Origin of the sequence: Rhodococcus tibetensis (assembly GCF_024438035.1) — a bacterium.
GTDB classification, from domain to species: Bacteria; Actinomycetota; Actinomycetes; order Mycobacteriales; family Mycobacteriaceae; genus Rhodococcus_F; species Rhodococcus_F tibetensis.
In genome coordinates this window covers 189,916-215,461 of sequence record NZ_JANFQF010000003.1, presented here as the reverse complement: position 1 = coordinate 215,461, position 25,546 = coordinate 189,916, and the positions used below count along the sequence as shown (strand labels likewise).

Below are 25,546 nucleotides of genomic sequence, written 5' to 3'. Positions count from 1 at the left end.
GAGACGGAGGAACCGTGGCCCTTCCCCAGTTGACTGATGAGCAGCGCGCTGCTGCTTTGGAGAAGGCAGCTGCTGCCCGCAAAGCCAGGGCTGAGCTCAAGGAGCGCCTGAAGCGTGGCGGCACCGACCTCAAGCAGGTTCTCAAGGACGCCGAGGACGACGAGATTTTGGGCAAGATGAAGGTGTCGGCGTTGCTCGAGGCCCTGCCCAAGGTGGGCAAGGTCAAGGCGCAGGAGATCATGACCGAGCTGGAGATCGCTCCGACCCGTCGCCTTCGTGGCCTCGGCGATCGGCAGCGCAAGGCCCTGCTCGCCAGGTTCGACTTCGAGGCCTGAGCACGACAGTGGCAGCTGACGCACAAGTGTCAGAAAGCAAGACCGCAGTGCGGAGGGGTCGGCTGGTTGTACTGGCTGGCCCCTCGGCTGTCGGTAAGTCCAGCGTGGTGCGACTGTTGCGTGAACGGATGCCGGATCTCGTCTTCAGTGTGTCCGCGACGACACGCAACCCACGCCCGGGCGAGGTGGACGGCAAGGATTACCGCTTCACCTCTCGCGAAGAGTTCCAGCGCATGATCGAGTCCGGTGAGTTGCTCGAGTGGGCGGAGATCCACGGCGGACTTCAGCTGTCGGGAACCCCGGCAGAACCGGTCCGCCGCGCCATCGACCAAGGCAAACCGGTGCTGGTCGAGGTCGATCTCGCCGGTGCGCGGGCCGTGCGGGCCGCGATGCCCGAGGCACTTCTCGTCTTCATGGCCCCGCCCAGCTGGGACGTGCTGGTCGATCGGCTGACCGGCCGGGGTACCGAATCGCCGGAGGTGGTGGAGCGTCGCCTCGCCACCGCAAGGGTCGAACTCGAGGCGCAGAACGAGTTCGACGAGGTCATCGTCAACGAGGATGTCAGCCGATCGTGCGACGAGTTGGTATCCTTGTTGGTTGGACCCCCGGAACAGTCCGGGTAGACCACTAGTTCTCACATCCACTAGCCAGAACTATTTCAGGAGATACCGAGTGAGCAGCACCCCCGCAGCCGCGTCCGCAACCCCCAGCCACGGCGCACTGCCTGCCTATGACACACCGCTCGGAATCACCAATCCCCCGATCGACGAGCTGCTCGCACGCACCTCGTCGAAGTACGCACTGGTGATCTACTCGGCAAAGCGTGCACGTCAGATCAACGACTACTACAACCAGCTCGGCGACGGCATCCTCGAGTACGTCGGCCCCCTGGTGGAGCCCGGCCTGCAGGAGAAGCCCCTGTCCATCGCGCTGCGTGAGATCCACTCCGATCTGCTCGAGCACACCGAAGGCGAGTGAGCGGAGGAACTGCCGTGCCTGACAAGGCAGCGAGCACCGGGTTCGGGCACGCGACGGGTCTCTCCGAATCGGTTCCCTCCGCAGTGGCGGGCAAGCGAATCGTCGTCGGGGTCGGCGGTGGGATTGCGGCGTACAAGAGTTGCGCGATCATTCGCGCGTTCACCGAGGGCGGGCATCATGTGCGCGTCATCCCGACGGAGTCCGCTCTCGAATTCGTGGGTCGCGCGACGTTCGAGGCATTGTCCGGTAATCCCGTGCACACCGGTGTCTTCACCGATGTTCCACAGGTGCCGCACGTCCGCCTCGGGCAGGAAGCGGACCTCGTGGTCATCGCGCCTGCCACCGCGGATCTGATGGCTCGTGCCGTTGCCGGCCGGGCAGACGACCTGCTCACCGCGACATTGCTGACTGCGCGATGTCCGGTGGTGTTCGCGCCCGCGATGCACACGGAGATGTGGGAGCACCCTGCCACGGTCGCCAATGTGGCTACCCTGCGCCGGCGTGGGGTGACGGTGATCGAGCCCGCTTCCGGCCGCCTGACGGGCAAGGACACCGGCGCGGGTCGGTTGCCTGAACCCGAGGAGATCGTCGGACTCGCCTCGTTGCTTCTCGAACGGCCCGGCGCGTTGCCTCGCGATCTCGAAGGGCGTCGGATCCTCGTCTCGGCCGGCGGCACCCGGGAACCGCTCGATCCGGTCCGTTTTCTCGGCAATCGCAGCTCCGGCAAGCAGGGCTATGCCATCGCCCGTCTTGCGGTGCAGCGCGGCGCCGACGTCACGTTGGTCTCCGGTTACACGGCGGGCCTCGCCGACCCTGCCGCTGTCGACGTCGTGCACGTGCGCACGGCCGAGGACATGCGCGCGGCCGTCGCCAAGCACGCGCCCGAGTTCGACGCGGTCGTGATGGCCGCCGCGGTCGCCGATTTCCGGCCGTCGACGACGGTAGCCAGCAAGATCAAGAAGGGCGCCGGCGAGCCCGACTCCATCGCCCTGACCAAGAACGAGGACATCCTGGCCGGTCTCGTGCAGTCTCGGGCCGAGGGCGACATTCCGTCGTCCACCGTGATCGTCGGTTTCGCAGCCGAGACCGGTGACGCTGACGGTGACGTCCTCACGTATGCGCAAGCCAAGCTCGCACGCAAGGGGTGCGACCTCCTGGTCGTCAACGCCGTCGGTGAGGGCAAAGCCTTCGAGGTCGACCACAACGACGGCTGGCTGCTCGGTTCGGACGGTTCGGAGTCGGCCCTCGAACACGGCTCGAAGGCATTGATGGCGAGCCGGGTGCTCGATGCTGTCGATCAACTGTTCCGAGCGCGCTGAGGACGAGTCCCCCGCACGATGTCTGTGACCGTAAAGGTGTCACTCACACCAGGGTGGCGCTAGGGTCGTTCGCGGTGGTAGGTAGCTAAGCTGTTTCCAAGCGCTGTCCAGAGGACAACTGTCGAGAGGGAATTCTGTGAGCCAGTCCGGTAGTCGGCTATTCACCAGTGAGTCTGTGACCGAGGGGCACCCGGACAAGATTTGTGATGCGATCAGCGACTCCATCCTGGACGCCATTCTCACGGACGACCCACGTGCCCGGGTGGCAGTCGAGACCCTGGTCACCACGGGACAGGTCCACGTTGCCGGAGAGGTAACCACCACCGCCTACGCCGACATCCCCAAGATCGTGCGCGACACCGTGCTCGAGATCGGGTACGACTCGTCGGCCAAAGGCTTCGACGGCAACTCTTGCGGCGTCAACGTAGCGATCGGTGCACAGTCCCCGGAAATCGCGCAGGGCGTCGACCATTCGCACGAAGCCCGGACCGGTGGCCTGACCGATGACGAGATCGACCGTCAAGGGGCCGGTGACCAGGGACTGATGTTCGGGTTCGCCACCACGGACACCCCGGAACTGATGCCGTTGCCGATCGCGCTCGCCCACCGGCTGTCGCGTCGACTCACCGAGGTCCGCAAGTCCGGCGTCCTGCCGTACCTGCGGCCGGACGGTAAGACGCAGGTCACCATCGAGTACGACGGTGACAAGCCCGTCCGCCTCGACACCGTCGTCATCTCCACGCAGCACGCTGCCGACATCGACCTCGACAATCTCCTCACCCCGGATCTGCGCGAGAAGGTCCTCGGATCCGTGCTCGCCGACCTCGACATGCCGGAACTCGACACGTCGAACATCCGGCTCCTCGTGAACCCGACGGGCAAGTTCGTCCTCGGCGGCCCGATGGGTGACGCAGGCCTGACCGGCCGGAAGATCATCGTCGACACCTATGGCGGAATGGCCCGCCACGGTGGCGGAGCGTTCTCCGGCAAGGACCCGTCGAAGGTGGACCGGTCGGCCGCCTACGCCATGCGGTGGGTAGCCAAGAACGCGGTCGCGGCGGGACTCGCGGACCGTATCGAGGTGCAGGTTGCGTATGCGATCGGCAAGGCTGCGCCCGTCGGTCTGTTCGTCGAGACGTTCGGTACCGAGAAGACCGACCCGGCGCGCATCCAGCAGGCGATCACCGAGACCTTCGACCTGCGTCCCGGCGCCATCATCCGCGACCTCGACCTGCTGCGCCCCATCTACGCGCAGACTGCCGCGTACGGCCACTTCGGCCGCACCGACATCGATCTCCCCTGGGAGAGCGTCGACCGGGCGGAGAAACTGCGCGCAGCCGCAGGTCTCTGATCGGTAGCCGCACCGCTGCGGGCACTTCCCCGGCAGAGGGTAGGTCGTGACGGCAGCCAAGGTTGCGGCCGAGGTGGATCCGGTGGCGCGGGTCCTGCCGATGCTTCCGCTGCCGCACCTCGACCGCGAATTCGATTACCTTGTTCCGCGCGAACTCGACGAGCAGGCGCGACCGGGTGTGCGGGTGCGCATCCGGTTCGCGGGACGTCTCGTGGACGGTTTCGTGGTTTCTCGCACACCGACCAGCGACCACCAGGGGCGTTTCGGGTGGCTCGAACGGGTGATCTCGCCAGAGCGGGTACTCACCCCCGAGATCACCCGGCTCGTGGATCTTGTCGCAGCCCGGTATGCGGGCACCCGAGCGGACGTGCTGCGTCTGGCCATTCCGCCCCGGCATGCGCGTGCAGAAGCCGAGGTCGCGTCGGAAGCTCCGCCGATTCCCGAACACGCGGTCGACCGAGAAGCGTGGGCACAGTACATCCACGGTGAGGCATTCCTGACGGCTCTGACGGAGCAACGCAATCCGCGGGCTGTCTGGCAGGCGCTACCCGGCGAGGACTGGCCGCTACGTCTGGCAGAACTGTCCGCACTCGCGGCCCGTGCCGACACCAGCACGGTCGTCGTGGTTCCCGATCAGCGCGATCTCGATCGGGTGGTGACGGCGGTCGAGTCCCTCCTCGGCAGCGACCGGGTCGTCGGACTCGCCGCCGGCCTCGGGCCTGCGCTGCGATATCGGCGTTGGCTCGCCGCCTTGCGCGGAACGGCCAAGGTCGTGGTGGGCACCCGCAGTTCCGTCTTCGCCCCGACGCCACGGACAGGGCTCATCGTCATCTGGGACGACGGTGACGACAACCATTCGGAGCCGCGGGCGCCCTATCCTCACGCCCGCGAGGTGGCGCTCCTGCGGGCGTACGCCAGTGGGTGTGCGATGGTGGTGGCCGGGCATGCCCGCACAGCGGAGGGGCAGGCCCTCGTCGACTCCGGATGGGCACACGACCTGGTGGCGTCCCGCGACGTCGTCCGGGCCCGCGCGCCCAAGATCACCGCTCTCGCGGACAGCGATCACGCGCTGGCAAGGGACCCGGGGGCCCGCGCAGCCCGCCTCCCTGCCATTGCCTTCGCCGCGGCACGTGACGCTCTCGGTGCGGGCAGGGGAGTGCTGGTTCAGGTACCCCGTCGTGGGTACGTCCCGAGTCTCGCTTGTGGCAAGTGCCGCGCTCCTGCGCGGTGCCGGCGCTGCAACGGCCCCTTGGCGCTTCCGTCGGCCGCCGGCCCGGACGGAGCGGGAACACCAGCCTGCCGCTGGTGCGGTGTTGCCGACGCCGCGCATCGCTGTCAGGCCTGCGGTGCGCGTGCGCTGCGCGCGGTGGTGGTCGGAGCGGGCCGGACGGCCGAGGAGCTCGGGCGCGCATTCCCCGGGGTCTCGGTCCGGATGTCCGGGGGAAGCGACGTGCTCGATGCCGTCGAGCAGGGGCCGGTGCTGGTGGTCTCGACCGTCGGAGCCGAGCCGGTGATGACAGGCGGGTACGGCGCCGCGCTGCTCCTCGACGGCTGGGCGCTGCTCGGGCGTCCCGATCTGCGTGCCGCCGAGGAAACTCTCCGGCGCTGGATGACGGCTTCGGCGCTGGTGAAACCGTTCGGGGAGGGTGGCCAGGTGGTGGTCGTCGCCGATTCGGGTATCCCGACCGTTCAAGCGCTGGTGCGGTGGGATCCGGTCGGTCACGCCCGTGCGCAGTACGAAGAACGGGCAGAGGTCGGTTTTCCCCCGGCAATTCACCTGGCGGCAGTCGACGGCAGCGCAAAGGCGATCTCGGAACTGCTGGGACTCGCCGACCTACCCGAAAGTGCGGAACTGCTGGGCCCGGTGGAACTGCCGGTGGGAGCGCGGTTGCCGTTCTCCGGTGACTCACCGGAGCCCGCCGAAGTCGAACGGATGCTCGTGCGCGTACCCCGGGGGGAGGGCAAACCGCTGGCTGAGGCGCTGTCCGCAGCGCAGGCGGTCCGCAGTGCCCGCAAGGAATTGCATCCCGCGCGAGTCCAGATCGACCCCATTCACATCGGCTGATGTCGGAAAAAATCCGTGTCAGGATGTTGCGGGCGCTACTTTGTCGATATATCGTTGATGCATCACCGATAAGCCTGAGGAGGCTGACATGCAAGACTTTCATTTCGGACACCGAGGTTCCCGACGGGAACGATTCGGACATGAACGGGCGGGCCGCCCCGAGGGGCCGCACCGTCACGGGCACCGGCGAGGGCCTTTCGGTCCTGACGGGGATCCGGGATTCGGGCCGGGCATGGCGTTCGGCCGAGGGCGGGGCCGCGGTGGCAGGGGACGGCGCGGCGATGTCCGCGCGGCGATCCTTCTGCTGCTCGCGGAGGAGCCGAGGCACGGCTACGAGCTCATTCAGCAGATCGTCGACCGCAGCGGAGGGGTGTGGAAACCCAGCCCCGGTTCGATCTACCCTGCGCTCTCGCAGCTCGAGGACGAAGGGCTCGTCCTCATCGAGAAGGTTGCGGGCCGTAAGACTGCTCGATTGACCGAGGAAGGAACGGCGTTCGTCGAGACGAACAAAGCTGAACTCGGCACCCCGTGGGACGACGTGCGCGAGAGTGTCGGCCGACCGGCCGAAGATCTGCGCGGCCTGATCGGGCAGCTGATGGGCGCGGCGGGGCAAGTGGCCGCCGTGGGGAACGAAGATCAGCTTCGGCGCGCCGGAGAGATTCTCACCGAATCTCGGCGCGCCCTCTATCGGCTACTCGCGGAGGACGACCAGGGCCCAGGCGACACCGACGCGACCGGCTCGTAAACGCGACACACCGCGCGCAGGGTCCCACTCTCGTCGCGACACCACGGGCACACTCTGGGAAAGTTCACAGGGAATAGCCGCGATGTCGGGGAGAGATCATGAACCTACGAGGTGTTGTCACGGTCACTGTGTGCGTTGTCCTGCTGTCTTCCGCCGCACTGTCGACAGCCCAGGCAGACGACACCCCGGCGTCGCCCCTCGACGTACCCGCGGATGCCGGGATACCGCAGAGTGGGCGCAGCGCCGCCGCTGAATACGCGAAAGCGCACCCGAACAGCGCGCCGGCCGGCTCCAACAATTTCTCCTGCGTGCCCACGCCAGAACATCCCGAACCCGTCGTCCTCGCGCACGGCACCGACGCCAGCGCCTACACCGACTGGGCGGCGCTCTCCCCGCTCCTCGCGGCGGACGGATACTGCGTCTTCGCTCTCAATTACGGCGGCGCACCGGGCGCCGACACGTACGGCACCGAAGACATCGTCGACAGCGCTGCGGCGTTCGGCCGTGTCGTCGATCGGGTCCGTGAGTCGACGGGAGCGGCGAAAGTCGACGTGGTCGGATACTCGCAAGGAGCGAACGTCACGAGGTATTACGTGAACAAGCTCGGCGGTGCCCGTTTCGTCGATCAGTGGGTGGGGCTCGCTTCCCCGAGCTACGGGGGTGTGATGTACGGCCTGGCCCCGATGATGCAGGCACTTCCCGGTGGGCCGGAGGCGGTCACGGAGATCACCTCCGTGGCGGTAGGTCAGCAGATGCAGGGGTCACCGTTCATGACCGAACTGAATGCGGGTGGAGACACGGTTCCCGGTGTCTCCTACACGACCGTCAGCTCGCGCTACGACGAAATGATCCAGCCGTACACGAACATGGCGCTCCGCGGCGACGGTGCGGTGAACGTCGTGATCCAGGATCTGTGCCCGCAGGACGGGTCGGGACATTTCCGGGCGCCGTACGATCCGTTCGCACTCGACCTCGTTCGTACGGCATTGGACCCGAACGCCATTCCGGTCGCGCGATGCGAGTTCGTTCCGATCGGTGCGGACATTCCCGACGTGATCGTCGACAGCAACTTCTGAAGTGCCCGGCGCCCGGAGAAGAGGCTTCCGCCAGCTGTTCCCTGGGCTTCGTCGGCTCGCGCATTGTTCGCCGAGTGTTATCGGCCGCGCTCGACTCCCTAGACTGGTCGCCACACCGTCGAGCAAGGGGAGCATTTTTTCGTGAGTATCGTTTCGGCCCGCACCGCGGTCCGCTGTCAGCTGCGTTGGTCGCCGACGTGCGCCTAGTCTTTGCCGGAACACCCGAACCCGCTGTGCCGTCCCTCGAGCGACTCATCCGTTCCGCCCGCCACGACGTGGTCGCCGTGATCACCCGACCGGACGCGGTGGCCGGACGCGGCCGCAAGATGGTGCGTTCGCCGATCGGTGCACTCGCGGACTCACACGGTATCGAAGTGCTCACGCCCGAACGGCCGTCCGACCCGGAGTTCCTCGCGCGGCTGACCGACCTGGCGCCGGAGTGCGCCCCCGTGGTCGCCTACGGTGCATTGCTTCCGCAGAAGGTGCTGGACATTCCGGTCCACGGCTGGGTCAACCTGCACTTCTCGCTGCTGCCTGCCTGGCGGGGTGCGGCGCCGGTGCAGGCGGCGATAGGCGCCGGCGACGACATGACGGGTGCCAGCGCCTTCCGGCTCGAGGCCGGTATGGACACGGGGCCCGTGTACGGCGTCGTCACCGAACGAATCCGCGGGACCGACACCGCCGGTGACCTTCTGGGCAGATTGGCCGACAGCGGGGCGGTTCTCCTCGAATCCGTCCTCGACGGGTTGGAAGACGGCGCGATCACGGCGATTTCGCAGCCGGCGGACGGCGTCTCGTACGCGCCGAAGGTAACTGTCGAGGCGGCCCGAATCCGTTGGGACCGAACGGCTGCCGTGGTCGACCGGCACGTCCGGTCCGTGACGCCCGCGCCAGGAGCATGGACGACGATCGGAGACGTCCGCGTCAAGATCGGTCCGGTCACACCCACGGACGAGAAACTCGAGCCCGGGGAGATCTCCGTCACCAAAAGCGATTTCATGATCGGAACCTCCACGGAGGCAGTCCGGCTCGATCGAATCCAACCGCAAGGCAAGAAGCAGATGTCCGCTCTCGATTGGGCGCGGGGCGCACGACTCGACGTGAAGGTACGGGCACAGTGAGCGAATCCAGAAGACCCGCACGCGGCAAGAGGTCGGGGGCAGGCGCGAGCAACAATCGGCCGCGCCAGGCGCGGCGGCCCGATGCCGGCCAAGCGGGCCTGGATCAGCCGCGGCTCGCGGCGCGCGACGTGTTGCGGGCAGTGCGTGAACGGGATGCCTACGCGAACCTGGTCCTCCCGGGGCTGCTGCGCGAACGGCGACTCGACGGCCGGGACGCCGCGCTGGCCACGGAACTGGCCTACGGTGCGGCCCGGGCAAGAGGACTGCTCGATGCGGTCATCGCGGACTGCGCGGGCCGCCCGATCGAGGAGGTCGACGGCCCGCTGTTGGACGTGCTCCAGCTCGGCGCCTACCAGCTACTCCGTACCCGGGTGGCCCCGCACGCCGCCGTTGCGACCTCGGTCGACCTCGTGCGCGCAGAGGCGGGTCCGGGCAAGGCCGGGTTCGTCAACGCCGTACTGCGCAGGGTGTCGGAGCGGTCGGAGGCGGAGTGGGTGGAGCGGTTGGCACCGTCCGACCCGATCGGGCGGCTGGCCTTCGAGCATGCGCACCCTGCGTGGATTGCGCAGGTGTTCGCGGACGCGCTCGGTGCTGATGCCGGCGAACTCGAGGATGTCCTGATCGCCGACGACTCACGTCCGGCCGTTCACCTCGTGGCACGTCCAGGCGAGATCTCGGCGGAGGAACTGGCTTTGGCGACCGGGGGCGAGGTCGGGAAGTACTCGCCGTACGCGGTGTACCTCGACGGGGGTGACCCGGGTCAGCTCGATGCCGTGCGTGAAGGTCTGGCCGGAGTGCAGGACGAGGGGAGTCAGCTGGTGGCCCGGGCGCTCGCCCTGGCCCCGCTCGAGGGGGCGGACGGAGGTCGCTGGCTCGATCTGTGTGCCGGACCTGGTGGTAAAGCCGCGCTTCTGGGTGCACTCGTGGGAATCGAGGGCGGCCGACTCGATGCGGTGGAGCCGGTGGCGCATCGTGCCGACCTCATTCGCAAGACGACGCGGGAACTTCCGGTCGACGTGCATGTCGCCGACGGCCGCGATCCCGGTCTGGCCGGTGGGTACGACCGGATCCTGGTCGACGCGCCGTGCACCGGTCTGGGCGCTCTGCGGCGGCGTCCCGAGGCACGCTGGCGTCGGCAGCCGTCCGACGTGGCAGCTCTGGCCAAACTGCAGCGGGAGTTGCTCGCCTCGGCGCTGGGATTGGTCCGCCCGGGCGGTGTCGTCGTGTACTCCACCTGTTCTCCGCACCTGTCGGAGACGGTGGCGGTGGTGTCGGATGCGGTACGCCGCCACGGCGTGACACCACTCGACACCCGGGAACTCGTCCCCGGCGTTCCCGGCATGGGTGACGGCACGAGTGTGCAGTTGTGGCCACACCGCCACGGCACCGACGCGATGTTCCTTGCTGCGCTCCGGAAGCCGGTCGACTGAAAGTCTCGTCCAGGTGTTCTAGAACCTGTTCCAATCCTAACTAAAACGTGTTCTACTTTTCTCGCGACGAAGGTCGTAGGTCACGAGAGAAGTGGAGGACTCACCATGAATCGGGTAGCGGGGAAAGTTGTTCTGATCACGGGTGCCGCACGGGGCCAGGGACGCAGTCATGCGGTCCACCTGGCCGACGAGGGCGCCGACATCATCGCCTTCGACCTCTGCGAGAACATCGCATCGAACGAGTACCCGCTCGCGACACCGGCCGACCTCGAAGAAACCGGAAAGCTCGTCGAGAAGGCGGGTCGGCGCGTGGTTACGGCGAAGGTCGACGTGCGTGATCGCGCGGCGCTGAAACGGGAACTCGACGCTGCGGTCGCCAAGCTCGGGCGGCTCGATGTGGTGGTGGCCAACGCGGGTATCGCCCCGCTCGGCAACGAGGTGCCCGTCGAAGGATTCGTGGATGCATTCGATGTCGACTTTCTGGGTGTGGTCAACACGATCCATGTGTCTCTCCCGCATTTGAACGGGGGTGCCTCGATCATCGCCACCGGTTCGGTGGCCGGCCTCGTCCCCCAGACCGGATTCAACGGTCAGCAGGCGCTGCAGGGGCCGGGTGGAGACGGATACGGTCTGGCCAAGAAGATGCTGCAGACGTACACGCATTCCCTGGCGCTCACATTGGGCCCGAAATCGATTCGCGTCAACGCCATCCATCCGACGAACTGCAACACGGACATGCTGCAGAGCCCGCCGATGTTCCGGACGTTCCGGCCCGACCTCGAGAACCCGACGGCCGAGGACGCGAAGGTGACGTTCCCCTTCATGCAGGCGATGCCCACGCCGTGGGTGGAACCCGAGGATGTTTCCCACGCGGTGGTGTACCTGTCGTCCGACGAGTCCCGATTCGTCACCGGACAGCAACTTCGAGTCGATGCCGGGGCGGGTCTCAAACTGGGTGTCTGAGCCTGGTTACCCGAGTGCTCGCTTCGGCGTACCGCCCCGGCCTACGATCGCCGGGGCGCCCGGGTTCCGGCCGGGAGAAGAAGGAAGCTCGTTGTCGACACGTGCCCTGCCCGATCCGAGAACTCTGCACCCGGTCGCGGGTCAGGCGCAGGTGGTGTTGCCGGCACTGTTCGGCGGTCAAGGACGGTCGACCTGCTTGCGGAGCTGCGTAGAGGCCTTGATCCGCCAGGCGTCCTGCAGTAGCTCGGTGAGTTGTGCCGGATCGACGTCGTCGAGGCGGATGAGAATCGCGCCGTAACCGTCGTAGTGCGGGGTGGTGTAAAAGGCGCCGCCCGCCTCGAGGAGTGCGGCCTTCTCGTCGAGGCCGCACACCACCATCAGCCCGCCGTCGGACTCGGTGCGGTGTCTGGCGATCAGTTTGCCGGCCACCTTCAGCGCCGGTGTGCGGTAGGACGTGCTTTCTTCCACCGCCGGAAGTGACCTCCCGATGTCCACCACGTCCGCCCAGGTCGCCATGACCCCAGTATGGGCGAACCGTGCCGTGCGCGACGAGATTTCTCCGGTGCCGGACCGCGTGACCTGAGACGCTGCGGCGTACGACTAAACTCCGGCGGGTGGCAACACCGATGATCGCACCGTCCATCCTGTCTGCAGATTTCGCTCGTCTCGCCGAGGAGGCGGCCGCGGTCGCCGGCGCCGACTGGCTCCATGTCGATGTGATGGACGCGCATTTCGTCCCGAACCTCACACTCGGGCTCCCCGTGGTGAAGAGCCTGCTCGCGGCGACGGACATTCCGCTCGACTGCCACCTCATGATCGACGACCCGGGACGCTGGGCGCCGCCCTATGCCGAAGCAGGCGCGCACAACGTGACTTTCCACGCCGAAGCCACCGACGACCCGCGATCGGTGGCCCGCGACATTCGGGCAGCCGGGGCGAAGGCCGGACTCAGCGTGAAGCCGGGAACACCGATCGAGCCCTACCTGGAAATCCTGAAGGACTTCGACACACTTCTCGTCATGAGCGTTGAGCCCGGGTTCGGCGGACAGTCCTTCATCCCGGAGGTGCTGTCCAAGGCGAAGGCCGTACGCCAGCTGGTCGACTCCGGTGAGCTCACTCTGATCGTGGAGATCGACGGCGGCATCAATGCCGACACCGTCGAAGCCGCCGCGGAGGCGGGAGTCGACTGCTTCGTCGCCGGATCCGCCGTCTACGGTGCGTCCGATCCTGCCGAGGCGGTGCGCGCCCTTCGGGCCAGCGCGGCCAACGTCTCACCGCACCTGAGCATCTCGCGGTAACGGCCCGGCCGCGCCGTGAACGTGCCGAATTCCGCCGCCGACCTCGACGCCGCGATGCAGATTGCCATCGGCGCCGCGGAGTCGGCCCGCGGTTTCACCAGCCCCAATCCCGCTGTCGGCGCCGTGGTGCTCGACGCCGCGGGGCGGATCGCCGGGGTGGGAATGACGCAACCGCCGGGTGGTCCACACGCGGAGGTCGTGGCGTTGCGTGAGTCGGGTGACGCGGCGCGTGGTGGCACGGTCGTGGTCACCTTGGAACCGTGTAACCACCACGGCCGCACCGGGCCCTGCTCCACCGCGCTGATCGATGCCGGGGTCGTGGCCGTCCACTACGCGGTGGCCGATCCCCATCCAGAGGCGGCAGGCGGGGCGGAAACTCTCGCGGCCGCCGGCGTCGCCGTGACCTCCGGGCTGCGCGCGCAGGACGTCGAGCGCGGGCCGCTCCGGGCCTGGCTGCACCGGCAACGCACCGGTCGGCCGCACATCACGTGGAAGTACGCGGCGACTCTCGATGGCCGTAGTGCCGCCGCCGACGGAACGAGCCATTGGATCACCGGCCCCGACGCTCGGGGGCGGGTTCACGCCGACCGCGCGAAACTCGATGCCATCGTGGTCGGCACGGGTACGGTGCTCGCCGACGACCCCCGGCTTACGGCCCGGCTACCCGACGGGTCCCTGGCGGCCCACCAGCCGCTGCGGGTCGTGGTCGGCCTCACCGACCTCCCGCCGCACGCCCGGGTACTCGACGACTCGGCGCCTACCCTGCTGCTGCGCACCCACGATGTGGAAGAGGTCCTCGCCGCGCTCGCGGAGTACACCGACGTGCTGCTCGAAGGTGGCCCCCGGCTGGCAGGTGCGTTCCTCGCCGCAGGCCGGGTCGACCGGATCCAGGCCTACCTCGCTCCACTGGTCCTCGGTGCCGGCACGTCCGCGGTGTCGGAGGCCGGGGTGTCAACGATCGACGGCGCATTGCGGTTCCACCACGAGTCCGTCGAAACAATCGGACCCGATCTGTTGTTGAGCTTGATTCCGGCAGTGTCCGAGGATCCGGCCCTGTCCGGGAACCCCTGAAACCCCTGAAACCCCCCGATAGCCCTGAAAACTAGGAGTAGCCGCCGTGTTCACCGGAATCGTCGAAGAATTGGGTGAGGTCGTCGCCAAGGAGGAACTGGGCGATGCCGCACGGTTCACCGTGCGCGGTCCGGTCGTCACTTCTGATGCATCGCACGGAGATTCGATTGCCGTGAATGGAGTGTGCCTCACCGTCGTGGAAGTGCTCGCCGACGGGTCGTTCACGGCCGACGTCATGCAGGAGACCTTGAACCGGTCGAGTCTGCAGGAGATCGGTGTCGGAAGCCGGGTCAACCTGGAGCGGGCGGCAGCGCTGAACAGCCGGCTCGGTGGCCACCTCGTCCAGGGCCACGTCGACGGTACGGGCCACATCATCAGCCGGAGCCCGTCCGACAACTGGGAGGTGGTGCGAATCGCCCTGCCCGACGCGATTTCCCGGTACGTCGTAAAGAAGGGTTCGATCACCGTCGACGGGGTGTCGTTGACCGTGTCGGAGCTCGGTGGTGAGCGCGGTGACGAGTATTTCGAGATCTCCCTCATCCCCACCACGCTGAACCTGACCACCCTGGGGGCGGCGGCCGTCGGTAGTCCCGTCAATCTGGAGGTCGACGTGATCGCCAAGTATGTGGAGCGCCTGCAAGCCGCCGGCGGCTGAGTCGTACTGTTGAGAAGCATCCGACGGATGCCATTGCTGTATTCGAAGATGCGTAAGTCAAGACTTTGGAGACCGAGCACGTGACCAGGTTCGACAGTATCGAGCGCGCCGTTGCGGATATCGCCGCAGGTAAGGCTGTCGTCGTCGTCGACGACGAAGACCGGGAGAACGAGGGCGACCTCATCTTCGCGGCGGAGAAGGCCACCCCCGAGTTGGTCGCCTTCATGGTTCGATACACCTCCGGCTATCTGTGTGTGCCGCTCGACGGAGCGGATTGTGACCGGTTGGGTCTGCCCCCGATGTACGCCACCAATCAGGACAAGCACGGCACCGCGTACACGGTGACCGTCGATGCCCGTGAGGGCATCGGCACCGGCATCTCGGCGTCCGACCGCGCCGCGACGATGCGCCTGCTCGCCGACCCGTCGAGCGGAGCGCAGGACTTCACCCGACCCGGTCATGTCGTCCCGCTGCGCGCCAAGGAAGGCGGCGTCCTCCGTCGTCCGGGACACACCGAGGCCGCCGTCGACCTGGCCCGGATGGCCGACCTCCGTCCGGCGGGCGTGATCTGCGAAATCGTCAGCCAGAAGGACGAGGGCCATATGGCCCAGACCGACGAGCTGCGGGTCTTCGCCGACGACCACAACCTCGCGCTGATCTCCATCGCCGACCTCATCGCGTGGCGCCGCAAGCACGAGAAGCACGTCGAACGGGTCGCGGCCGCGCGAATCCCCACGCGGCACGGCGAGTTCACCGCCGTCGGATACCGCAGTATCTACGACGACGTCGAGCACGTCGCGCTCGTCCGGGGTGACCTGCCGGGTCCGGACGGCGACGGCAGCGACGTCCTGGTGCGGGTGCATTCGGAGTGCCTCACCGGTGACGTCTTCGGTTCACTGCGGTGCGACTGCGGTCCTCAGCTCGACGCCGCGCTCGACATGGTGGCGCAGGAAGGTCGCGGCGTGGTCCTCTACATGCGGGGGCACGAAGGTCGCGGCATCGGCCTGATGCACAAGCTGCAGGCGTACCAGTTGCAGGACGCCGGGTCCGACACCGTCGACGCCAACCTCGAGCTGGGTCTCCCGGCCGATGCCCGCGACTACGGGATCGGTGCCCAGATCCTCGTCGATCTCGGGATCTCGTCGATGCGGCTGCTCACCAACAACCCGGCCAAGCGCGTCGGTCTCGACGGGTATGGCCTGCAGATCACGGAGCGAGTGTCGATGCCGCTGCGCGCGAACGCCGAGAACCTGACGTACCTGCGCACCAAGCGCGATCGTATGGGCCACGACCTGATCGGGCTCGACGACTTCGAAGCGGAAGAACTGCTGTGAGTGGTGAAGGTCTGCCCGACCTGCAACTCGGTGAGGCGGAGAATCTCGAACTGGCGATCGTTGCGGGTAGCTGGCATGCGGAGATCTCCGACGCGCTCATCGCCGGAGCCCAACGAGTGGCGGCGGACGCGAGGGTGAAGAAGGTCACCCTGGTACGCGTGGCCGGTGCGATCGAGCTGCCGGTGGTGGCGCAGGAACTGGCCCGCACTCATGACGCCGTGGTCGCTCTCGGCGTGGTGATCCGCGGCGGTACCCCGCACTTCGAGTACGTATGCGACGCGGTGACCGCGGGACTGACGAGGGTGTCGCTCGACGAGAGCACCCCCGTCGGCAACGGTGTGCTCACCACCGATACCGAACAGCAGGCGATCGACCGGAGCGGCCTTCCCGGAGCGGTGGAGGACAAGGGTGGGCAGGCGTGTGCTGCGGCCCTGGACACCGCCGTCACCCTCGCGCGGCTGCGCCGGGACCGAACGGAAGATGCGCTGACATGACCTCCTCGGAAACCGAGTGGCAGTTCGTTTCGAAACCACGCAAGTCGAGTCGGTACGCGATCGGCGTGGCGATCTTCCTCGTCATCCTCCACGTGACGTTCGCCATTCTCCTGCGTGGTGACTCGACGGGCGTCTACTTCCGGCTCGCCGATCAGGTGGCCTTCGTCGGCATCGGGTGTCTGCTCGCCGGGGCCGTGCTTCTCCTCACACGTCCGCGGTTGCGAGTCGGTCCCCGCGGCATCGCCGTCCGCAACGTTCTGGGTGAACGGATCGTCGACTGGGACCTGTACGAGGGGCTGTCGTTCCCCGACGGCGCGGCGTGGGCGCGGATCGAACTCCCCGACGACGAGTACGTTCCGGTGATGGCGATCCAGTCCAACGACCGGGAATACGCGGTGGACGCCGTGCACCGTTTCCGCGACCTCGCGTCGGAGTACGCGTCCTGACGGACCGGTCTGCAGCTGCCGTGACGGATGCGGGGTTGGTCGGTGGCGCCGACTAACGTGGAGGGGTGCCCGATCCTTCGACATATCGCCCCGCGACCGGAACGATTCCGGTGGCTCCGGGGGTGTACAAGTTCCGCGATCCGCACGGCCGGGTCATCTACGTGGGGAAGGCGAAGAGTCTTCGTTCACGGTTGAACTCCTACTTCGCCGATGTCACGACGCTGCATCCGCGTACTCGGCAGATGGTCACCACCGCGGGCAGCGTCGAGTGGACCGTAGTGAGCACCGAGGTGGAGGCACTCCAACTCGAATACAACTGGATCAAGGAATTCGATCCGCGGTTCAACGTCCGCTACCGCGACGACAAGACCTACCCGGTGCTCGCAGTCACGTTGAACGAGGAGTTCCCGCGGCTGTTCGTCTACCGCGGGCCGCGTCGCAAAGGTGTGCGGTATTTCGGACCCTACTCCCACGCCTGGGCCATCCGGGAGACCCTGGATCTGCTTCTCCGCGTGTTCCCCGCCCGAACGTGCTCGGCGGGAGTGTTCAAGCGGCACAACCAGATCGGTAGACCCTGCCTGCTCGGGTACATCGACAAATGCTCGGCGCCCTGCGTCGGGCGCGTGTCAGCGGCGGAACACCGGCAGATCGTCGAGGACTTCTGCGACTTCCTGTCCGGCCGCACAGACAAGCTGGTCCGCGAGCTGGAGGCACGCATGCAGAGGGCTTCCGAAGAGCTCGACTTCGAACTGGCGGCGCGACTTCGCGACGACGTCGGCGCGCTACGGCGGGCCCTCGAGAAGCAGGCTGTGGTCCTCGGCGACGGTACCGATGCCGACCTCGTCGCCTTCGCGACCGACGAACTCGAGGCAGCGGTCCAGGTCTTCCACGTGCGCGGTGGCCGCGTCCGCGGGCAGCGCGGCTGGGTGGTCGAGAAAGCCGGGGACGTCATCGACTGGGCAACGGTCGATTCCGCGGCGGGCTCGGACCTCCCGCTCCTCGTCGAGCAGTTCCTCACCCAGTTCTACGGGGAGCAGGCGGCTCTGGCGGGTGGCGCGGACGGCGAGAGCGAAAGCAACGGCGTCCCGCGTGAAGTGCTCGTCCCGGTCCTGCCGCCCGACACCGAGCAGGTGCAGGAGTGGCTGAGCGGGCTCCGCGGATCAGGGGTCCGGCTGCGCGTGCCGCAGCGCGGAGACAAGAAGGCCCTCGCCGAGACGGTGCAGCGCAATGCCCAGGAGGCACTCGCGCAACACAAACTGCGTCGCGCTGGTGATTTTACCTCCCGGTCGGCGGCCCTGCAGGGCATTCAGGAGGCGCTCGATCTCGATTCGGCGCCGCTGCGCATCGAATGTGTCGACATCAGCCACGTGCAGGGCACGGACGTCGTGGCGTCACTCGTCGTCTTCGAGGACGGCCTGCCTCGCAAGTCCGACTACCGTCACTACGCCATCAAGGAGGCCGCCGGCGACGGCCGCTCCGACGACGTCGCGAGCATCGCCGAGGTCACCCGGCGGCGGTTCCTCCGCCACAACCGCGATGTCGGTGTGCTGAGGGCGGAGGCGGAAGCCGCCGGCGACGGTCCCCACCCCGGCGAGGGCGGCGATCTCGCGCCGGAGGCGGCCATCGACCCGCAGACCGGCCGTCCGCGACGCTTCGCCTACCCGCCCAACCTCTTCGTGGTGGACGGGGGAGCACCGCAGGTGGCGGCCGCGTCGGCCGTCCTCGAGGAGTTGGGGATCACCGATGTGGCGGTGATCGGGCTCGCCAAGCGACTCGAGGAAGTCTGGGTACCGGGGGAAGAGGACCCGGTCATCCTGGCACGGACCAGTGAGTCCTTGTACCTCCTGCAGCGAGTACGGGACGAAGCGCACCGGTTCGCCATCACCTTCCACCGCAGCAAGAGGTCGCGGCGGATGACGGCGTCGGCGCTCGACTCCGTACGCGGTCTCGGCGACACCCGTCGCAAGGCGCTGGTGACCCACTTCGGCTCCGTTGCGCGCCTCAAGCAAGCATCCGTCGAGGAGATCATGGCGGTGCCCGGGATCGGCACGGCCACGGCCGAGGCCGTCCTCAGCGCCCTCGGGGCCGGGGAACCGTCTGCGGCGGTGGCAGGAGTGGGGGATGATGAACCCGATCACGGTGGCACGGGCACGGGCTCGACAGAAGAGAACGGCGCAGACTACCGGCACGACACGGCAGCACCGCAGGACCCGGCAGCAGAGCAGGAGCCGCCGGCACAGCACGAAACAGTAGGGCAACGCGCTTCGCAACGGACAGGTGTCGAGTGAACGATCAGCACGCGCAGAGCGACCGTCCACCCGCGGTTCGGCCGATGGACTTCCTTCTCGTCACCGGGCTTTCGGGGGCGGGGCTGCAAACGGCCGCGAAGGTCCTCGAAGATCTCGGGTGGTACGTGGCCGACAATCTGCCACCGGAACTGATTTCCCGGATGGTGGACCTGAGCCTGGAATCCGATTCGCGCCTCGAACGCCTCGCCGTGGTCATCGACGTGCGCAGCAGGCTCTTCACGGGAGACCTCGGCTGGGTCCTCACCGAGCTGGAAAGTAAGGCGGTGCACACCCGGGTGCTGTACCTCGACGCGTCCGACGAGGTGTTGGTACGCCGCTTCGAGCAGGTCAGGCGAAGCCATCCCCTGTCTGGGGGCGGCGCGCAGGGCACCCTCTCCGAGGGCATCGCCGCCGAGCGCGACCAACTCGCAAAGGTCAAGGCCGCGGCAGATCTGGTGATCGACACCTCGTCTCTCGCCGCCCACCAGCTGAGGCAGAAGATCGAAGACGCCTTCGGGGACGCCGAGCACCGCACGATGCAGGTGACAGTCCAGTCGTTCGGTTTCAAGTACGGTCTTCCGATGGACGCGGACCTGGTCTGCGACGTCCGCTTCCTGCCCAATCCGCACTGGATCCCGGAGTTGCGTCCGCACACGGGACAGAGTCCGGACGTGCGGGACTACGTGTTGTCGCAGGACGGCGCCGACGACTATTTGACCACCTATCACCATCTGCTGGATCTGACGATCGCGGGATATCGTCGGGAGGGGAAGCGTTACATGACCATCGCGGTGGGTTGCACCGGCGGTAAGCATCGCAGTGTCGCGATGTCCGAGGCCTTGGCGGGCCGGCTCGGAAAGGACTCCGGGCTGGGTGTGCGTGTCGTCCATCGTGATCTGGGGCGCGAATGACGGAGGAGCATGCCTATCCCGCAGTGGTCGCGCTCGGCGGGGGCCACGGGCTCTTCGCCACGCTGAGTGCGGCGCGCCGGCTCAGCCGTGACGTCACCGCCGTCGTCACCGTCGCGGACGACGGTGGTTCGTCGGGACGTCTGCGCGCGGAACTGGGCGTCATCCCGCCTGGTGATCTCCGGATGGCGCTGGCGGCCCTCGCTGCGGACGATCCGGACGTCCAGGACTGGACGGACACCATCCAGCACCGTTTCGGGGGCATCGGCGCTCTGGCGGGGCATTCGGTGGGCAATCTCATGCTGGCCGGCCTGACCGAAGTCCTCGGGGACCCTGTTGCCGCACTGGACGAACTCGCCCGGCTGCTGCGCATCAACGGCCGGGTGCTGCCGATGTCGCCGATCGCGCTCGACATCGAAGCTGACGTACAAGGTCTCGAGGCGGACCCGCGAGTCAGCCGCTGCATCCGCGGCCAGGTCGCAGTCGCGACCACACCGGGCAAGGTGCGCCGCGTGAGGCTGCTGCCCGCGAACCCGCCGGCATGCCCCGACGCCGTGCGGGCGATCGAGGCCGCCGACATGGTGGTTCTCGGTCCGGGATCGTGGTTTTCCAGTGTCATCCCGCACGTCCTGGTCCCCGAACTTCTCGACACCCTGATCGCCACCGTCGCACGGAAGGTGCTGGTACTCAACCTCGCTCCCGAGCCCGGTGAAACCGCGGGTTTCTCCACCGAAAGGCACCTCCACGTACTGTCCCGGCACGCGCCGGGGCTTGCCGTCGACTTCGTGGTGGTCGACTCCGCATCCGTCCCCCCGGGTCGTGAACGTGAGCATCTCGACCGCGCGGCGGAGCAGTTCCGGGCCCGGGTCGTCTATGCCGACGTGTCGGAACACGGCACCCACACTCACCATGCAGGCAAACTTGCATCCGTTCTCGAACAGCTCTGGAGCGGCCCCGACCCGGGGTCTCGGGGGAGCGTTGTGGCCGAGACACCAGAGGAAAGGGAGAGCGCTTCGTGGCAATGACAGCAGAGGTCAAAGACGAACTCAGTCGTCTCGTCGTCACTCATGTGAGTTGTCGGAAGGCCGAGGTTTCGTCGCTGCTGCGGTTCGCCGGGGGATTGCACATCGTCGGCGGCCGTGTGGTGGTGGAGGCCGAAGTCGACCTCGGCTCGACCGCTCGACGACTGCGCCGGGAGATCTTCGACCTGTTCACCTACAGTGCCGACGTTCACGTGCTCAGTGCCGGGGGACTGCGGAAGTCGTCGCGGTACATCGTGCGTGTCGCGAAGGAGGGGGAGGCCCTTGCCCGCCAGACCGGGCTCCTCGACCTGCGCGGTCGGCCTGTGCGCGGGCTTCCCGCCCAGGTCGTCGGCGGCAGTGTCGCCGACGCGGAGGCAGCGTGGCGAGGTGCGTTCCTCGCTCACGGATCGCTCACCGAACCGGGAAGGTCCTCCGCGCTCGAAGTGAGCTGCCCAGGGCCCGAGGCCGCACTGGCACTCGTCGGGGCGGCCCGCCGGCTCGGTATCTCCGCGAAGGCGCGGGAGGTCCGTGGCACCGACCGCGTGGTCATTCGCGACGGCGAGGCCATCGGTGCGCTGCTCACACGGATGGGCGCCCAGGACACCCGCCTCGTGTGGGAGGAACGCCGGATGCGCCGTGAGGTTCGGGCCACCGCCAACCGGCTGGCCAACTTCGACGACGCGAACCTGCGGCGCTCCGCCCGCGCGGCGGTTGCGGCGGCCGCTCGCGTCGAGCGGGCGCTGCAGATTCTGGGTGACGAAGTGCCGGACCACCTGGCGGCGGCCGGGCACCTGCGCGTCGAGCACCGGCAGGCGTCGTTGGAAGAGCTCGGCCAGCTCGCCGACCCGCCGATGACGAAGGACGCTGTAGCAGGACGGATTCGGCGTCTTCTGTCCATGGCGGACCGCAAAGCCAAGGAAACCGGGATCCCCGACACCGAGTCGGCGGTCACTGCAGACCTTCTCGACGACGCATAGCCGTAAGGCCCGCCGCGTGTACCGTGCGCTGCGGGCTCACAGAGCACGGGACTGCGCTGTGCGTGGGTGGAGTGCGCGCCGGGAGATCCCGCGCACTAGGGTAAGAGTCACATCGACCGATGGACCCTCGCGCCCGACCATGCACACGTGGATTCCGAGTGGTGCGGGAGCAGCAGAGCTGTACACCAGAATCATGCGCAAAGGAGCAGATTGTGACTGTCCGGGTAGGCGTAAACGGTTTCGGCCGTATCGGACGTAACTTCTTCAGGGCGGTGGATGCGCAGAAGGCGCTCGGAACCACCGACATCGAGATTGTGGCGGTCAACGACCTCACGGACAACGCTACGCTGGCGCATCTCCTGAAGTACGACTCCATCCTGGGTCGTCTTCCGTACGACGTCTCGCTCGAGGGCGAAGACACCATTGTCGTCGGAAGCCAGAAGATCAAGGCTCTCGCGATCAAGGAAGGCCCCGCGGCGCTTCCGTGGGGTGACCTGGGCGTCGACGTCGTCGTCGAGTCCACCGGTATCTTCACCGACGCAGCCAAGGCGAAGGGTCACCTCGACGCCGGCGCCAAGAAGGTCATCATCTCCGCCCCGGCCAAGGGCGAGGACATCACCATCGTGATGGGCGTCAACGACGACAAGTACGACGGCAGCCAGAACATCATCTCCAACGCCTCGTGCACCACCAACTGCCTCGGCCCCATCGCCAAGGTGCTCGACGACGAGTTCGGCATCGTCAAGGGCCTCATGACCACGGTCCACGCTTACACCCAGGACCAGAACCTGCAGGACGGCCCGCACAGCGACCTGCGTCGCGCCCGCGCCGCCGCTCTCAACGTCGTCCCCACCGGCACCGGCGCCGCCAAGGCCATCGGCCTGGTGCTCCCGCAGCTCCTCGGCAAGCTGGACGGCTACGCGCTCCGCGTGCCGATCCCCACGGGTTCGGTTACCGACCTCACCGCGAACCTCCGGAAGTCGGCCAGCGTCGAGGACATCAACGCCGCGATGAAGGCTGCTGCCGAGGGACCGCTCAAGGGCATCCTCAAGTACACGGACGCGCCGATCGTGTCTTCCGACATCGTCACCGATCCGCACTCCTCGATCTTCGACTCGGGCCTCACCAAGGTCATCGAGGATCAGGCGAAGATCGTGTCCTGGTATGACAACGAGTGGGGTTACTCCAACCGCCTGGCCGACCTCATCGGTCTCGTCGCCAAGTCTCTCTGAGCGAAGGTCCGATAACAGTGGCAGTTCAGACTCTCCAGGATCTGCTGAACGCTGGGGTGGAGGGGCGCACCGTGCTGGTGCGCTCCGACCTCAACGTTCCGCTCGACGGTGACAAGATCACCGATCCCGGCCGCATCATCGCTTCCGCCCCCACACTGCAGGCGTTGGCAGAGGCGGGTGCCAAGGTCATCGTCACCGCCCACCTGGGCCGCCCCGACGGCAAGCCCGATCCGAAGTTCTCGCTCGCACCCGTGGCCGTGAAGCTCGCGGAGGTGCTCGGCCGCAACGTCCAGCTCGCCGGCGACGTCGTCGGTCAGGATGCATTGGCGCGGTCCGAGGGTCTCACCGACGGGGACGTGCTCCTGCTGGAGAACATCCGCTTCGATGCGCGTGAGACGAGCAAGGACGAGGCGGAGCGCACCAAGCTCGCCGAGGCGCTCGTCGAACTAGTCGGAGACGACGGAGCATTCGTTTCGGACGGCTTCGGTGTCGTGCACCGTGCGCAGGCGTCCGTCTTCGACGTGGCCAAGCTGCTTCCGCACTACGCAGGCACCCTGGTCGCCGCCGAGGTCGAGGTGCTCGGCAAGCTCACCCAGGATGCCGAAAGGCCGTACGCGGTGGTGCTCGGTGGGTCGAAGGTGTCGGACAAGCTGGCAGTGATCGAGGCGCTGGCCCCCAAGGTCGACACCCTCGTCATCGGCGGCGGCATGTTCTACACGTTCCTGGCCGCGCAGGGTGTTTCGGTGGGCAACTCGCTGTGCGAGGAGTCGATGATCGAGACCTGCAAGGGGCTGCTGGACCGGTACGCCGACGTCATCCACATCCCGCAGGACGTGGTGATCGCGGACTCCTTCTCCGCGGATGCCGAGTCGAAGACGGTGTCCGTGCTCGAGATTCCGGACGGCTGGATGGGCCTCGACATCGGACCGCAGTCGGTTCGCCGATTCGCCGCGATCCTCACCAGCGCGAAGACGGTGTTCTGGAACGGCCCGATGGGCGTGTTCGAGTTCGAGAAGTTCTCGGCAGGCACCAAGGGCGTTGCCGAAGCCATCATCGAGGCCACCGGCAAGGGCGCCTTCAGCGTCGTCGGTGGCGGCGACTCCGCGGCCGCGGTGCGTCAGCTCGACCTCCCTGACGACGGGTTCTCGCACATCTCGACCGGTGGTGGAGCCTCTCTCGAATACCTCGAGGGCAAGGAACTGCCCGGTATCTCGGTTCTGGAGGGCTGATGGCACGCAAGCCGCTGATCGCCGGCAACTGGAAGATGAATCTGAACCATTTCGAGGCCATCGCGCTGGTTCAGAAAATCGCCTTCTCCCTCCCGGAGAAGTACTTCGACAAGGTTGACGTGACGGTGATCCCACCGTTCACCGACATCCGCAGCGTCCAGACCCTGGTAGAGGGTGACAAGCTGCTGCTCACGTACGGGGCGCAGGACGTGTCGGCGCACGATTCGGGCGCCTTCACCGGTGAAATCAGCGGTTCCATGCTGGCCAAGCTGGGGTGCACGTTCGTCGTCGTCGGGCACTCCGAGCGCCGGACCTTGCACGGTGAAGACAACGACACCGTGCTGGCCAAGACCAAGGCTGCACTGAAGAACGGACTCACCCCGATCGTCTGCATCGGGGAGGGCCTGAACATCCGTGAGGCCGGTGAGCACGTGGCGTACAACGTCGAACAGTTGCGGGGCTCGCTCGCCGGGCTGTCCGCCGACGACCTCGCCAAGGTCGTCATCGCATACGAGCCGGTGTGGGCCATTGGCACCGGCCGTGTAGCCAGTGCGTCGGACGCGCAGGAAGTGTGCGCCGCGGTCCGTGCCGCACTCGGCGAGTTGGCCACCCCTGCGGTAGCTTCCACGGTCCGCGTTCTCTACGGCGGAAGCGTCAACGCCAAGAACGTCGGCGAGATCGTCGGGCAGTCCGACGTGGACGGCGCTCTCGTGGGCGGTGCGTCACTGAAGGCCGACGAGTTCGCCACGCTGTCCGCGATCGCTGCCGGCGGCCCTCTGCCCTGAGGCGCCTCCGGCGCTCGTGCGCCTTTCTGGTAGCCACAACCACCGGAAAGGCGCACGAGCGCGGAGCGCCTGTAGGGTGTACGAGGTCGTAGTTGTTGCTACTCGATGGGTGGACGTAGACAGACATGGAACTGTTTCTGGATATCTTGCTGGTCGCCACCAGCTTGCTGCTGATTCTGTTGGTGCTCCTGCACCGCGGTAAGGGTGGCGGTTTGTCCAGCCTCTTCGGCGGCGGCGTCCAGTCGAGCCTGTCCGGTTCCACCGTGGTCGAGAAGAACCTCGACCGCCTCACCGTCTTCACCGGCCTGATCTGGTTGATTTCGATCATCGGCATCGGCCTGGAGATCAAGTTCGGCTGATCTGCCTTCGTCGTGCGGACACCGCAGGTTCGCCGTGCGGACTCCCTGGGTTCATCATGCGAACA

At 67.2% G+C, this 25,546-nt stretch carries 26 protein-coding genes; 25 read left to right on the top strand and 1 reads right to left on the bottom strand.

The features are described from left to right. Nucleotides 1-14 precede the first annotated feature (14 nt). From mihF to NOF53_RS05125, 11 genes are all read left to right on the top strand, one after another. Entirely contained in the window at nucleotides 15-335 is a 321-nt protein-coding gene (mihF, locus tag NOF53_RS05175) for an integration host factor, actinobacterial type (RefSeq protein WP_005262298.1), read from the top strand. Between the two features lie 8 nt (nucleotides 336-343). Next, nucleotides 344-958 carry a guanylate kinase gene (gmk, locus tag NOF53_RS05170; protein WP_255966111.1) on the top strand — a complete coding sequence of 205 codons (615 nt, stop codon included), beginning with the start codon at nucleotides 344-346 and terminating at the stop codon, nucleotides 956-958. A gap of 49 nt (nucleotides 959-1,007) precedes the next feature. Then, nucleotides 1,008-1,313: a DNA-directed RNA polymerase subunit omega gene (gene rpoZ, locus NOF53_RS05165; protein ID WP_213571968.1), complete on the top strand. Its 306-nt coding sequence runs from the start codon at nucleotides 1,008-1,010 to the stop codon at nucleotides 1,311-1,313. A 14-nt stretch (nucleotides 1,314-1,327) separates the two neighbouring features. Next, on the top strand, nucleotides 1,328-2,632 hold the full coding sequence (gene coaBC, locus NOF53_RS05160; protein ID WP_255966108.1) for a bifunctional phosphopantothenoylcysteine decarboxylase/phosphopantothenate--cysteine ligase CoaBC: 1,305 nt from the start codon (nucleotides 1,328-1,330) through the stop codon (nucleotides 2,630-2,632). Between the two features lie 136 nt (nucleotides 2,633-2,768). Beyond that, nucleotides 2,769-3,983, top strand: coding sequence for a methionine adenosyltransferase (gene metK / locus NOF53_RS05155; protein WP_255966106.1), 1,215 nt, complete (start codon nucleotides 2,769-2,771; stop codon nucleotides 3,981-3,983). A 46-nt stretch (nucleotides 3,984-4,029) separates the two neighbouring features. Further along, a complete protein-coding gene (locus NOF53_RS05150; protein ID WP_255966104.1) occupies nucleotides 4,030-6,048 on the top strand; it encodes a primosomal protein N' in 2,019 nt (672 codons plus the stop codon). 88 nt (nucleotides 6,049-6,136) lie between these two features. Then, a complete protein-coding gene (locus NOF53_RS05145; RefSeq protein WP_255966103.1) occupies nucleotides 6,137-6,793 on the top strand; it encodes a PadR family transcriptional regulator in 657 nt (218 codons plus the stop codon). 98 nt (nucleotides 6,794-6,891) lie between these two features. Further along, nucleotides 6,892-7,869 (top strand): esterase/lipase family protein, encoded by a 978-nt coding sequence (locus NOF53_RS05140; RefSeq protein WP_255966101.1) that lies wholly within the window; start codon nucleotides 6,892-6,894, stop codon nucleotides 7,867-7,869. Nucleotides 7,870-8,066: 197 nt separating this feature from the next. Continuing rightward, nucleotides 8,067-8,990: a methionyl-tRNA formyltransferase gene (fmt, locus tag NOF53_RS05135; protein ID WP_255966099.1), complete on the top strand. Its 924-nt coding sequence runs from the start codon at nucleotides 8,067-8,069 to the stop codon at nucleotides 8,988-8,990. Beyond that, nucleotides 8,987-10,420: an RsmB/NOP family class I SAM-dependent RNA methyltransferase gene (locus NOF53_RS05130; protein ID WP_255966097.1), complete on the top strand. Its 1,434-nt coding sequence runs from the start codon at nucleotides 8,987-8,989 to the stop codon at nucleotides 10,418-10,420. The genes fmt and NOF53_RS05130 overlap by 4 nt, the downstream gene beginning before the upstream one ends. Before the next feature lie 105 nt (nucleotides 10,421-10,525). Further along, a complete protein-coding gene (locus NOF53_RS05125; RefSeq protein ID WP_255966095.1) occupies nucleotides 10,526-11,383 on the top strand; it encodes a mycofactocin-coupled SDR family oxidoreductase in 858 nt (285 codons plus the stop codon). A gap of 177 nt (nucleotides 11,384-11,560) precedes the next feature. On the opposite strand, the gene NOF53_RS05120 is transcribed toward NOF53_RS05125, so the two are convergent. Continuing rightward, complete coding sequence (locus NOF53_RS05120) at nucleotides 11,561-11,899, bottom strand: MmcQ/YjbR family DNA-binding protein (RefSeq protein WP_255966094.1); 339 nt, start codon at nucleotides 11,897-11,899, stop codon at nucleotides 11,561-11,563. 98 nt (nucleotides 11,900-11,997) lie between these two features. Between NOF53_RS05120 and rpe the strand changes: the two genes are divergently transcribed. From rpe to secG, 14 genes are all read left to right on the top strand, one after another. Next, nucleotides 11,998-12,681, top strand: a complete 684-nt coding sequence (rpe, locus tag NOF53_RS05115) for a ribulose-phosphate 3-epimerase (RefSeq protein WP_255966092.1) — start codon at nucleotides 11,998-12,000, stop codon at nucleotides 12,679-12,681. 15 nt (nucleotides 12,682-12,696) lie between these two features. Then, entirely contained in the window at nucleotides 12,697-13,752 is a 1,056-nt protein-coding gene (ribD, locus tag NOF53_RS05110; RefSeq protein ID WP_255966090.1) for a bifunctional diaminohydroxyphosphoribosylaminopyrimidine deaminase/5-amino-6-(5-phosphoribosylamino)uracil reductase RibD, read from the top strand. Nucleotides 13,753-13,798: 46 nt separating this feature from the next. After that, entirely contained in the window at nucleotides 13,799-14,407 is a 609-nt protein-coding gene (locus NOF53_RS05105) for a riboflavin synthase (RefSeq protein WP_255966088.1), read from the top strand. An 80-nt stretch (nucleotides 14,408-14,487) separates the two neighbouring features. Further along, on the top strand, nucleotides 14,488-15,741 hold the full coding sequence (locus tag NOF53_RS05100) for a bifunctional 3,4-dihydroxy-2-butanone-4-phosphate synthase/GTP cyclohydrolase II (RefSeq protein WP_255966086.1): 1,254 nt from the start codon (nucleotides 14,488-14,490) through the stop codon (nucleotides 15,739-15,741). Further along, nucleotides 15,738-16,235 carry a 6,7-dimethyl-8-ribityllumazine synthase gene (ribH, locus tag NOF53_RS05095; RefSeq protein ID WP_255966084.1) on the top strand — a complete coding sequence of 166 codons (498 nt, stop codon included), beginning with the start codon at nucleotides 15,738-15,740 and terminating at the stop codon, nucleotides 16,233-16,235. The genes NOF53_RS05100 and ribH overlap by 4 nt, the downstream gene beginning before the upstream one ends. Then, nucleotides 16,232-16,681, top strand: a complete 450-nt coding sequence (locus NOF53_RS05090) for a PH domain-containing protein (RefSeq protein ID WP_255966082.1) — start codon at nucleotides 16,232-16,234, stop codon at nucleotides 16,679-16,681. Before ribH ends, NOF53_RS05090 begins: the two co-directional genes overlap by 4 nt. Before the next feature lie 65 nt (nucleotides 16,682-16,746). Continuing rightward, nucleotides 16,747-18,969, top strand: a complete 2,223-nt coding sequence (uvrC, locus tag NOF53_RS05085) for an excinuclease ABC subunit UvrC (protein WP_255966081.1) — start codon at nucleotides 16,747-16,749, stop codon at nucleotides 18,967-18,969. Between the two features lie 44 nt (nucleotides 18,970-19,013). Then, the gene (rapZ, locus tag NOF53_RS05080; protein ID WP_255966264.1) at nucleotides 19,014-19,880 is read left to right on the top strand and encodes an RNase adapter RapZ; all 867 of its coding nucleotides are present in this window, start codon (nucleotides 19,014-19,016) and stop codon (nucleotides 19,878-19,880) included. After that, entirely contained in the window at nucleotides 19,877-20,902 is a 1,026-nt protein-coding gene (locus tag NOF53_RS05075; RefSeq protein ID WP_255966079.1) for a gluconeogenesis factor YvcK family protein, read from the top strand. Before rapZ ends, NOF53_RS05075 begins: the two co-directional genes overlap by 4 nt. Further along, complete coding sequence (gene whiA, locus NOF53_RS05070) at nucleotides 20,893-21,876, top strand: DNA-binding protein WhiA (RefSeq protein ID WP_109330242.1); 984 nt, start codon at nucleotides 20,893-20,895, stop codon at nucleotides 21,874-21,876. The genes NOF53_RS05075 and whiA overlap by 10 nt, the downstream gene beginning before the upstream one ends. Before the next feature lie 212 nt (nucleotides 21,877-22,088). After that, a complete protein-coding gene (gene gap, locus NOF53_RS05065; protein ID WP_255966078.1) occupies nucleotides 22,089-23,108 on the top strand; it encodes a type I glyceraldehyde-3-phosphate dehydrogenase in 1,020 nt (339 codons plus the stop codon). Nucleotides 23,109-23,125: 17 nt separating this feature from the next. Beyond that, nucleotides 23,126-24,337: a phosphoglycerate kinase gene (locus tag NOF53_RS05060; RefSeq protein ID WP_255966076.1), complete on the top strand. Its 1,212-nt coding sequence runs from the start codon at nucleotides 23,126-23,128 to the stop codon at nucleotides 24,335-24,337. Beyond that, nucleotides 24,337-25,122 carry a triose-phosphate isomerase gene (gene tpiA, locus NOF53_RS05055; RefSeq protein WP_255966074.1) on the top strand — a complete coding sequence of 262 codons (786 nt, stop codon included), beginning with the start codon at nucleotides 24,337-24,339 and terminating at the stop codon, nucleotides 25,120-25,122. Before NOF53_RS05060 ends, tpiA begins: the two co-directional genes overlap by 1 nt. 125 nt (nucleotides 25,123-25,247) lie before the next feature. Next, complete coding sequence (gene secG, locus NOF53_RS05050; protein ID WP_109330234.1) at nucleotides 25,248-25,481, top strand: preprotein translocase subunit SecG; 234 nt, start codon at nucleotides 25,248-25,250, stop codon at nucleotides 25,479-25,481. The last annotated feature ends 65 nt before the right edge of the window (nucleotides 25,482-25,546 follow it).